Origin of the sequence: Helicobacter sp. (assembly GCF_022511165.1) — a bacterium.
Lineage (GTDB): Bacteria > Campylobacterota > Campylobacteria > Campylobacterales > Helicobacteraceae > Helicobacter_C.
Genome location: NZ_JAFLSB010000050.1, coordinates 1 through 10,500 on the forward strand (window position 1 = coordinate 1; position 10,500 = coordinate 10,500).

Consider the following 10,500-nt stretch of genomic DNA (forward strand, 5'->3'; position numbering starts at 1 on the left):
TTTAGATTCTAGAATCCTTTTTTGCAAGGGGAGGGGCTTAAATTTACAAGTATGGATTAATGCTTTGCACAAATGCGAGAGTGTGTTCAGCGATATACGCTTCACTCCCCCTTATATATCGCTCGGTGATATACACCTCGCCCCCTACGACGCTTTTTAAGGTTTGCGTTTCACGCGATTTTATTTGTATGGCAATAAAGATATACTTTATTGCTGAATCTATACATAGTTTGCAAAGGATTCTAGATTCTATCTCCTGCTTCTAATAGCGACTTTTGTTTAAGGAGATATTGTGATGAGTTCTTGCGTTGTAATTAAGGCTTAAGCGGCTCTTTGAAAGTTTGATTGCGATAAATACGCAAAAGTGAGATAAAAAGCGCGGTGAGTGCTGGGGCGATGATAATCCCCCAAAAACCTAAGCTTGTCAGCCCTGCTAGAATTGCAAAGAAAATGAGCAGTTCATTAATGCGCACTGAAGTTTTAAGCACTTTTTTGTTGATAAAACCAATTAAAATCGGTTTAATGATATTATCAATAAGCACGGCACACACTACAAGTGCATATACAGCGATAATAATAGCATTTTGGGTATGTCCTAAGTAAAATTCATATCCGGCAAGAGGTAGCCATACAAGAGAGCCTCCAACAATAGGGACAATGGAGGAAAGTCCATAGAGCATACCAAAAAATGCCCCATCATAGCCAAAAAATACAATCATCACGCCAAAGGCAAATCCTTGCAAAGCGATATTAAGCAATGAGGTGTAAAAGACAACTTTAATTGTATTTGTTACTTCATTAAGCACAAGTGTAATTTGTGCATTTTCAAAAGGAATAAGCTCGATGATGTAATTATAGGCTTGGTTGCCATAGAGAAAATAGAAAAATAAAAATACAATAATAAAACCGGTATCTATCATAAATCCTAGGCTTGATTTGCCAAGTTGTGAGCTAAAGCTAAAAACATAGCCAATGATAGAGGAAGCAGAAATATCAGCAAACACACCCTCAAGCTTTGTTTGAATATCTGGAAAGGATTGAAAAAGTGCAAGAATCTGTATTTTGCTCCCATCTATAAAATCACTAAGGGCGGTGGGATTGAGTGAGAGTTCAGTGGCGGAGGCAATGATGCTTTTAATCAAGAAAAATAAAGGCACAACGAGTAAAAGCACTAAGAGAGAAACGCTAATGAGTGCGCTCACAATAGGATATTTGATGTATTTTGAGAGAGTGTTGTATAAGCCAAAAGTGGCAATAGAAATAAGCAGAGCAATCAGTATATCCATTAAATATTCTGCATAGACATAATACATCGCATACGCACTCACGCCAAATACAAGCCAAAAAAATGTAATTGCTCTCACCAAATTTCCTTCATTTTTTGAATCTTTAAGCTTAAGATTCTACTTTTTGAATCCTAATAGCATTCTAAAGTGGCGAGAGTTTGCGCCTTGATAGGGGATTTGCACCTTATTATATCATTGACAAAAAAGTGAAAATACAATATGTATTTTAAAATATTTGTAAAAAAGTAACATTTTGTCATTTTTATACATAAATTTTGAAATACATATTGTAATCTTATATTTTTGTGGTAATATGCCAATGAATTTATATACAAAAGGATTCAAAATGGCAAATTTACCACATAATCAGTTTGCACAAGATACTCTTGCACTTCACGCAGGTTATACCTATGATAGTCAGCGCACAATCAGTGTGCCTATTTATCAAAATACCGCTTATAGTTTTGAGAGTTTAGCTCAAGCAGCGGCGAGATTTGGGCTAAAAGAACTTGGCAATATTTATACGCGTCTTACAAATCCCACCACAGATGTGCTTGGGGCGCGACTTGCTGCAGTTGAAGGGGGTGTATTTGGTGTGCCTACTTCATCTGGGAGCGCAGCAATTTTTTATGCGATTGTTAATGCCGCTCAAAATGGCGATAATATCGTGTATTCAAATAAAATCTATGGCGGCACACAAACGCTTTTTGTGCATACTTTGAAGCGATTTGGCATAGAGGCGCGTATTTTTGATATTGATAATATTGAGGATACGCTTGAAAAAGCCATAGACAGCAAAACAAAGGCGATTTTCTTTGAAAGTCTCTCAAATCCTCAAATCTCAATCGCTGATACAGAGGTAATCACAGCTATTGCAAAAAAGCATAAGATTATTAGCATTTGTGATAACACAGTGGCTACGGCATTCTTGCATAAGCCTTTTGATTTTGGGGTGGATATTGTGGTGCATTCTTTAAGCAAATATGTTAATGGGCAAGGGAATACACTCGGCGGGGCGATTATTGAACGAAATGGCTTAAATGAGCTAATTAAAGATAATCCGCGCTATCCTGCGTTTAATACCCCAGATCCAAGCTATCACGGGCTTATTTACGCAAGCCTCCCTCTGCCTAATTTTAGCATTCGCCTCATCACAGAGTGGCTACGAAATATCGGTGCAACCCTCTCTCCGCATTCTGCGTGGCTTTTATTACAGGGATTAGAGACTTTAGAATTGCGTATTAAAAAACATAGTCAAAATGCCTTAAAAGTGGCGCAGTTTTTAGAATCCCACCCAAAGGTTACAAGTGTTGCTTATCCGTCTTTGCCAAGCAATCCTTATTATACATTGCTTAAAAAATATTATGTTGATGCGCAGAGTTCGGGGCTTATTAGCTTTGAGGTAGAGAGTTTTGAGGCGGCGCAAAAAATCTGTAACAGCACAAAGATTTTCGCAGTGGTAGTAAATATTGGCGATAGCAAATCACTCATTATCCACCCTGCAAGCACCACACATTCTCAACTTAGCCAAGAAGAGCTTAAAAGCGCAGGGATTACACCTTGCACGGTGCGGCTAAGCATAGGCTTAGAATCTGCACAAGATTTGATTAATGACTTAAAACAAGCCATTGAATCTTAGAGTTATTTGCAAAATGGGAGCTTTTAGCATAATGCCAAAGTGATTGGAGTTTAGAGCAACCTAAAAATATTTTAAAATGATGATGTGGATTTTTAAAAACTTGTAGAATAAATTACAACAAAGTTTCCTATCAATATAGATAAAAGTGATAGATTTAGCCTAGAATTTCTAGCTTTAAAGAGGGTTGCTTTAACGCATATCTCAATAGATGAGTATATCTAAAAGCGTATAGAGAAAAGGAGAAACAATGCCCCTTGTCATTCCAAAGGATATTCCAGCCTTTGACATACTCAAAAATAGCGTTTTTGTGATGGATACGCAAAGAGCAAATTCCCAAGATATAAGGACTTTAGAAATTTTAATCCTCAATCTTATGCCCACAAAAATTGAAACTGAAAATCAACTTCTTTCGCTTTTAGCAAATTCCCCCTTGCAGATTCACATTTGCTTTATCACAACACAAAGCTATGTAGGCAAAAATACGCCTCTTACACATATGGAGAAGTTTTATCAAGGTATCCAAGAGATAAAAAACAAAAAATTTGATGGAGCGATTGTTACAGGCGCTCCTGTTGAGCTTATAGATTTTGAAGAAGTAAAGTATTGGGAGGAGCTAAAGCAAATTTTTGATTTTTTGCGTAGCAATGTTACAAGCACAATGTATCTTTGTTGGGGTGCAATGGGGGCATTGTATCATTTTTATGGGATTAAAAAATTTGCTTTGGATAAAAAATGTTTTGGGGTTTTTCCTCACAAAATTAAAAATCAAGACCTTATTCTTACAAATCTCAATGAAAAGGTTTTGATGCCCCATTCTCGGCACTCTCATATCGATGAAGCTGAAATTTTAAAGCATAAAGAGCTAAAAATTTTGCTTGAAAATGATGAAGCAGGAATTTCAATGTTAAGAGATAAGCAAGATATTTATATTTTAGGGCATTTGGAGTATTTTAAGGAAACCTTAAAGCTTGAGTATGAGCGAGATGGCGGAAAAGTAGAAATTCCAAAAAATTATTTTGACGAAAAAGGCGAGATTGAGTATTCTTGGCGCTCAAATGCAAATACAATCTTTTCAAATTGGCTTAATTACGATGTGTATCAAAGCAGCCCTTATGTGTTATAAAGGCTAAAAATAAGCATTATTATTTTGAGAATGATTAAGCTTTAAGGCAATACAATTTATGTAATACAAATTCATTATGGTATTAAGTGTATTTTTGCTTTTTACCATACCCGAATAAAACATCGCTAATGCTGGTGTCATTAACAAAACCAAAAGAGAGCAAAGCATAATAAAACTTGAATTAACAGCATTCATTCTACGCCTCTACACATTGAAGTTAAACGCGTTTGTATTATAATTAATTTATACTTAATAAAGATTAAATTAATTTTTTAGGTTTTGTTTGAAGCATTGAATCTTTACTGCTTTTTATCTTGAGGGTATATGTATAGCCATATTAGGAGGCAAGATGAAAATAGGCAGTAAGCTTTAATTACTTTTATTTTTTACTTGCTTCGACATATAAAGATTCGTGCGCTCTTTGCTTTAAGTCAAAAATAAGCAGGGTATCGCGTCCCTTGCCATATTCTGCACATTCTATATGCTCAAAACCTGCGCGTGTTAATTCATATTCTAAACGTTCATAATCCCATACGCTAAGGTGCAGATACTCTTGCGTGAGTTTTCTAATATGTTCGCTTGCAAGTGCTTTTTTAGTCTCTATTTGCTTTTCTTGGAGGTATCTTTCAACACAAAGGGCAAGATGAGGCACACTTAGGCGCAAAGTGCCTTTTGGCTTTAAGATTCTATATATTTCTTTTAGAATCTTTAGATACATCATCAATAGAGAAATGTTCCAAAGTATGCTCACAAAATATACCATCAAAGACATTATTGGGGCATTGAAATGGATAGCGCATATCAAGTTGCCATTGGGGTTGTGGGATGGAGTAAGTTTTATAGGGTTTAAGATGAGAGAAAAAGTCGGCATTGATTATGTTATGCCCCCCGTTACTTGCTGAAAGTTCAGCCCACAGCCGAGATTGAGATACATTTTTTTTGTGGCTTTTAAAATTTGGTTTGCGTGATTGTAAAAATATGCGCCCATAGAGGCTTATAAGCTCAAATTTAAGCATACTTTTGAGTGTGAAAGTATATTCCTGTGTGGGTTGCTGTATTCTATTTTTCCTTAATTATGGATTTATCATTGAGGCAAAGGTGATTATATCATATTTAAGCTCTTGCTACGCGTAAGCTTTTTAAGGATATTAAATCTCATCTGTTATAATGTTTTTAACCTGAATGATGCGCCTTTCCTTACTATCGCTAGTCTGTTAATAAGAATTATTTGGGTTAATCGTAGTGATTTCTGTGTGTCGGTGTTTCTGCTTGAGCCGTTTGAAGCGGTTAGGATTTGCCGCCTAATGAGATTCTCTTAGCTCTATTTGTGGCTTTTTTAGGCTACGCACTTGGGGTAACGCTCATTTGGGGGTTTGTGAGGTTAAGGATTATTATGCAAGAGCGGATTTTGATTATTGGCAATGGGGGGCGAGAATATGCCATAGGCTTGGCATTAAAGGCAGATACTCGTATAGAGGCATTATATTTTGCTCCCGGTAATGGGGCAACCTCTAAGCTTGGCAAGAATCTCCCCTACAAAAATACACAAGATATTTTAGAATCTATTACCAAATATCATATTACATTTGTGATTATAGGACCAGAAGCGCCGTTAGGAGAGGGTTTAAGCGATGATTTACGCACGCATAATGTGCGCGTTTTTGCCCCCTCTAAAGCCGCTGCAGCTTTAGAGTTAAGCAAGGCATATATGAAAGACTTTGCTTCTAAGGCAAAGATTCCAACTGCGCGTTATGTGCAATCAAGCGATTTTGATACTTTGAGTGCTTTTATTGATACACTTACTCCACCTATTGTGGTAAAAGCTGATGGTTTGTGTGGGGGTAAGGGCGTGATTATCGCTCAAAGCTATGATGAGGCAAAAAAAAGTGTGCGTGATATGCTAAGTGGAGCAAGTTTTGGTGCAGCTGGAAAATGCGTGGTTGTGGAAGAATTTTTAGATGGCTATGAGCTTTCTGTGTTTGCGCTTTGTGATGGAGTGGATTTTGTAATGCTCCCTGCGTGTCAAGATCACAAACGACTTTTAAGTGGGGATAAGGGAGTAAATACCGGAGGTATGGGGGCTTATACGCCTACTCCTTTGTGCGATGAGGTTTTGATGAATAAAATAAAGACGCGTATTATTGCGCCCACACTTGAGCTTATGCGCAAAAATGGCAATCCATTTGAGGGGGTGCTATTTGGGGGCATTATGATAATAGAAAAAAATAATGAGCTTGAACCTTATCTTTTAGAATTTAATGTCCGCTTTGGCGACCCTGAATGTGAAGTGCTGATGCCTATGCTTGATACACCTTTGCTTGATATTCTTTTGCATTGTGTTGAAGGGAGGGTAAAAGAGCTTCAATACAAGCTCAAAAATCAATATGCTGTGGCAGTTGTGGCATCTTCAAAAGATTATCCTTATGCTTCAAGCGCACCTGTGCCTATTACGATAAAAGATTTTAATGAGAATCTCGGGCATATCGTGTATGCTGGAGTGAGTGTAGATGAGCAAGGGCAGCTTTTGGCAAGTGGAGGGCGTGTGCTTTTGGCTGTGGGGATTGCTTCAAGCTTGGCTCAAGCACGAGATAATGCGTATGAGATTCTCAAAAATGTGCATTTTGAGGGTATGCACTTCCGCGATGATATTGCACATAGGGCATTAAAGAATGGATAATGAACAGATTTTAGATAATTTAGAGCGAGAGAATCTCAAGCTTGCCGACAAAATGTTGCGTTCCTTGGCGTGGATTATTGATGTGTTTTTACTTTCTTTAATTTTTACACTTATCAATATTGATACACTCTCTCAAATGAGTGATGTAAATGGGAAACTTGACTATGAGGCGTTTAGGAGCTTCATAACGGCTTATGTGTGGCAGGTGTGGATTTTTAAAGTGAGCTATGATACTTTATTTGTATGGTATTGTGGAGGCTCAATTGGTAAGATTTTGTGCAGAATGCGCGTTGTGAGTGTGGATTTATTTGATAAGCCTACTTTTATATATGCCCTGCTTCGCGCCTGTGGTAAATATATAGGTGAGAGCTTGCTTTTTATCACTTATGTATTTGGCTTTGGTGATAGCTGTGCGCGGACATTACACGATAGAATCGCAAAAACTTTGGTAATAGCATATTGAAAAAGCGATTTTTTCTAGGATTTTTGTGCTATCTTTTTTTTGCTATAAGCGCGTATGCAGAGCAAAAGATGGATATGTTTGATTTATCAGCTGATAATGTGAGTGCGCGTGATGATGAGGTGATTGCGGAGGGCAATGCGTTTTTACTCTATAATGATGTGTATATGGTGGCGCATAAAATCATATATAACCGCCAAAGCAAAGATGTATATTTGCAAGGGGGGGTGAAAATCTATCAGGGTGGCACTTTGTATCTTGATGTAGAAGAAGTGAATATGAATATGCAGGATAAGCAGATTAAATTCTCTTCGTTGTATCTGCAAAGCACAATGGGTATTTGGCTAATGGCAAAGCAAGGTAATGGAAAAGAGGGGATTTATACCTTTAAACGCGGCGTGATTTCAGGCTGTGATATTACCTATCCATTTTGGCATCTCAATGTCAGCTCTGGCACATTCAATACAAATAAAGAATATATGAGTGTGTGGAATCCACGTTTTTATATTGGAGCTGTGCCGGTGTTTTATTTGCCTTATTTTATTGCACCCACAGGTAATGTGCGTAAAAGTGGCTTACTCTCGCCTGAAATGTCTTTTAGCAATAAGCAAGGCTTTATGTATATGCAGCCTCTTTTTATCGCGCCTTCTAATCGTTGGGATATAACGATTTCTCCGCAAGTGCGCACACAACGTGGTTATGGTGGTCAGCTAGGATTTGCTTTTGCTGATAGGGAAAATAGAGTAGCTCTCTTGCAAATGCGATATTTTCAAAATACTTATCAATATATGCTTGATAACAATCTTAAGAATCAATACATCTATGGTGGCACTTTTAACTACGACACACAGCATATTTTTGCGCGTAGCGAAGATGTAAGCGATGGATTCTATGCAAATATTACTTATATGAATGATATTGAATATATGCGCTTAAAAAGCCTCAATGCTACTTTTGATACACGGCTTTATGAATCACGTATTAATTATTATTTAAACACAAATAAAAACTATGTTGGCACTTATTTAAAATACTATCTTGATCTCTCTCAAGCAAGTAATGCAAATACTTTTCAGGCTTTGCCACATCTGCATTATCATCATTATACAGATTCTTTATTTTTTAAAAATCTCCTCTATACGCTTGATATACAAAGCAAAAATATCACGCGTCCTAGGGGCTATGGATATATTCAAAATAGCATCTCTTTACCCATAGGCATTGCCACGCCACTTTTAAAAGACTATATCAGTATAGGGGCAAATCTTGATATGTATGGCACTACGATTTTTTTGCAAGATGCACAAGAGCTAAGAGATGCAAAGAATGAGGCATTAGAAAATAGCATTAATTATGCTGTGGGGGGCTATAATATCTCGCTTAATTCTGACTTAGCGCGTCCTTATAAGCATTTTTTTCACTCCTTGCATTTTGAGGCAATTTTTAGCGGAGCATTGTATAAGCATACTTCAAGGGCAATAACCGATGAGCGATATGAAGCCTATAATGCCCTGCTTGATAGAGGTTTAGATGCTAATCTTTTGGCATTGTATTGGAATCCAAATGATGTTGTTGATGTGGTTAAAAACAAGCATAAGGTGGATTTGAGATTTGCGCAATATTTTTATGGCAAAAGTGGCAAGGAATTGTTTTATTGGCGTATATATCAGCGATTATTTCTCCAAGATAACTTTCTTACAAAAAATCAAGTCTTGCAAAATGAAGTTGGATTTTCACCCATAGATGGGCTAAGTCTTAGTTCATCGGTATTTTTTTCGTATGTGCGAGAGAGTATCAGCGAATTTTCAACTAAAGCTTCATTTAATAAATGGGGATTAAGCTCAAATGCCACTTATTATTATAAGCTTGACCCTCTTTTGCTTTATTCATATTCAGATTCGTATTCTTCGGGGAATACCGGTTTTGCGCGGGGGAGTGTAGGATATGATTTTGGATTATTTCGCCTTGAGGCAAATGTGGGCTATGATGTGGGTGTAGGGTATTTAAAGGATTGGTATGTTACAATCTCTAAAGATATTCGATGTTTTGGCGTGGGCTTAAAATTTGCCCAAGATGTGATTCCTACACTCACCGCCGATAACGATATTGTGCCTATTACTAATCAATATGTAAAGCTTGAATTTCGCTTTGTTCCTTTGGCGAATACTGGTTTGACATATAGATTCAAAGAATAAAGGATAAAAGTGAAAGAGATTGTATTTGAAAATGCAGAGAGTGTTGTGCAAGTCGTCCTTGAAGCGATAAATGTGAAGAGCTTGCCAATGCAAAATGTTGTTTTATTAGCCCTTGGGCGAGAGAGTGTGGAATGTGCGTATGAGCTTGCTAAAAAACTCAAAGTGCCAATGGATTTTCTTTTTACACAAACTATATCTGCCACAAATAACCCTGAATGTTCTATTGCCATAGTGAGCGAGAGTATGGAGATTGTGATTAATGAAAATCTCATCAATGCCTTTGAAATTACTCTTGATTATGTCTATGGTGAAGCAAAGCGTCAATATGAAGAGTCAATCTTGCCTAATCGCTATCGATTGCGACAAGGCAAGGAGCTTATCTCTTTAAAAGAAAAAGATGTGCTACTTTTTGATATGGGTGTGGAGACAGGATTTCGTATGAGTGTGGGCATAAAAACTTGTATGAATATGCAGGCAAGGAGTTTGACTGCTATTACGCCTGTTATGCCAAAAGATATTTACAAGTCTTTAAGTGAGATTTGCGATGAGGTATATTGCCCTTATCCTCTTGATTATTATGTTTCTGTAGCACATTATTTTCCCTATCTTGCACCACTTAGCGATGATGAATTTGAAGCTATACTCAATCAAGATAGAATAAAGGATGCCCAATGACTCGTATTCATATTGACTTAGAGAATTTGCAGGAGCAATACAGCTTTGATTATGTCGCAAAAGCAGCAAATGGTTCGGTGCTTTATCAAAATGGTGGTAGTGTGCTTCTTGCAAGTGTTTGCACACAAGAAAATGAAGTGGTGAGCGAAGATTTTGTGCCTTTAAGTGTGCAATATATCGAAAAATCTTATGCAAAGAGCAAGTTTCCCTCTGGTTTTATTAAACGTGAGGGTAAGCCAAGCGAGTTTGAGATTCTTACCTCAAGGCTTATTGATCGCACATTGCGTCCCCTTTTCCCTAAGGGCTATGGATATAATACCTCTATCATCGTAATGGTGCTAAGCTATGATGGCAAGAGTGATTTAGCTCTTAATGCTCTTAATGCCGCTGCAAGTGCGCTTTATGTATCAGATTTACCCCTAGAATCTTTGCGTGAAAGTGCTGT

At 37.3% G+C, this 10,500-nt stretch carries 9 protein-coding genes and 2 pseudogenes; 7 read left to right on the forward strand and 4 right to left on the reverse strand.

From position 1 onward, the window contains the following. Positions 1–314: 314 nt before the first annotated feature. The gene (locus J1E28_RS06830; RefSeq protein WP_291028106.1) at positions 315–1,364 is read right to left on the reverse strand and encodes an AI-2E family transporter; all 1,050 of its coding nucleotides are present in this window, start codon (positions 1,362–1,364) and stop codon (positions 315–317) included. A gap of 268 nt (positions 1,365–1,632) precedes the next feature. On the opposite strand from J1E28_RS06830, the gene J1E28_RS06835 reads away from it, so the two are divergent. Beyond that, positions 1,633–2,925, forward strand: coding sequence for an aminotransferase class V-fold PLP-dependent enzyme (locus tag J1E28_RS06835; RefSeq protein ID WP_291028108.1), 1,293 nt, complete (start codon positions 1,633–1,635; stop codon positions 2,923–2,925). A 247-nt stretch (positions 2,926–3,172) separates the two neighbouring features. Further along, on the forward strand, positions 3,173–4,048 hold the full coding sequence (gene metA, locus J1E28_RS06840) for a homoserine O-succinyltransferase (protein WP_291028110.1): 876 nt from the start codon (positions 3,173–3,175) through the stop codon (positions 4,046–4,048). 57 nt (positions 4,049–4,105) lie between these two features. Here metA and J1E28_RS06845 read toward each other — a convergent pair. From J1E28_RS06845 to J1E28_RS06855, 3 genes and pseudogenes are all read right to left on the reverse strand, one after another. Next, positions 4,106–4,243 (reverse strand): annotated as a pseudogene (locus tag J1E28_RS06845) (ammonium transporter); the annotation flags it as partial. A gap of 184 nt (positions 4,244–4,427) precedes the next feature. After that, the gene (locus J1E28_RS06850) at positions 4,428–4,772 is read right to left on the reverse strand and encodes a hypothetical protein (RefSeq protein WP_291028112.1); all 345 of its coding nucleotides are present in this window, start codon (positions 4,770–4,772) and stop codon (positions 4,428–4,430) included. Next, the gene (locus J1E28_RS06855; protein WP_291028114.1) at positions 4,735–5,064 is read right to left on the reverse strand and encodes a hypothetical protein; all 330 of its coding nucleotides are present in this window, start codon (positions 5,062–5,064) and stop codon (positions 4,735–4,737) included. The genes J1E28_RS06850 and J1E28_RS06855 overlap by 38 nt, the downstream gene beginning before the upstream one ends. Before the next feature lie 377 nt (positions 5,065–5,441). Between J1E28_RS06855 and purD the strand changes: the two genes are divergently transcribed. The 5 genes and pseudogenes from purD to J1E28_RS06880 form a co-directional block, all read left to right on the forward strand. After that, positions 5,442–6,725 (forward strand): phosphoribosylamine--glycine ligase, encoded by a 1,284-nt coding sequence (purD, locus tag J1E28_RS06860; protein ID WP_291028119.1) that lies wholly within the window; start codon positions 5,442–5,444, stop codon positions 6,723–6,725. After that, positions 6,718–7,188, forward strand: coding sequence for an RDD family protein (locus tag J1E28_RS06865; RefSeq protein ID WP_291028121.1), 471 nt, complete (start codon positions 6,718–6,720; stop codon positions 7,186–7,188). The genes purD and J1E28_RS06865 overlap by 8 nt, the downstream gene beginning before the upstream one ends. 74 nt (positions 7,189–7,262) lie before the next feature. Next, positions 7,263–9,380, forward strand: a complete 2,118-nt coding sequence (lptD, locus tag J1E28_RS06870) for an LPS assembly protein LptD (protein WP_291028123.1) — start codon at positions 7,263–7,265, stop codon at positions 9,378–9,380. A 9-nt stretch (positions 9,381–9,389) separates the two neighbouring features. Next, positions 9,390–10,055: a phosphoribosyltransferase family protein gene (locus J1E28_RS06875; RefSeq protein WP_291028125.1), complete on the forward strand. Its 666-nt coding sequence runs from the start codon at positions 9,390–9,392 to the stop codon at positions 10,053–10,055. Further along, positions 10,052–10,500, forward strand: a pseudogene (locus tag J1E28_RS06880) (polyribonucleotide nucleotidyltransferase); the annotation flags it as partial. The gene J1E28_RS06875 and the pseudogene J1E28_RS06880, both read left to right, overlap by 4 nt.

Bases quoted from the DNA above. Each gene is read 5' to 3' on its own strand.
- J1E28_RS06855 (WP_291028114.1), bottom strand. From the start codon at position 5,064: ATGCTTAAATTTGAGCTTATAAGCCTCTATGGGCGCATATTTTTACAA.
- purD (WP_291028119.1), top strand. From the start codon at position 5,442: ATGCAAGAGCGGATTTTGATTATTGGCAATGGGGGGCGAGAATATGCC.
- metA (WP_291028110.1), top strand. From the start codon at position 3,173: ATGCCCCTTGTCATTCCAAAGGATATTCCAGCCTTTGACATACTCAAA.
- lptD (WP_291028123.1), top strand. From the start codon at position 7,263: ATGTTTGATTTATCAGCTGATAATGTGAGTGCGCGTGATGATGAGGTG.
- J1E28_RS06865 (WP_291028121.1), top strand. From the start codon at position 6,718: ATGGATAATGAACAGATTTTAGATAATTTAGAGCGAGAGAATCTCAAG.
- J1E28_RS06835 (WP_291028108.1), top strand. From the start codon at position 1,633: ATGGCAAATTTACCACATAATCAGTTTGCACAAGATACTCTTGCACTT.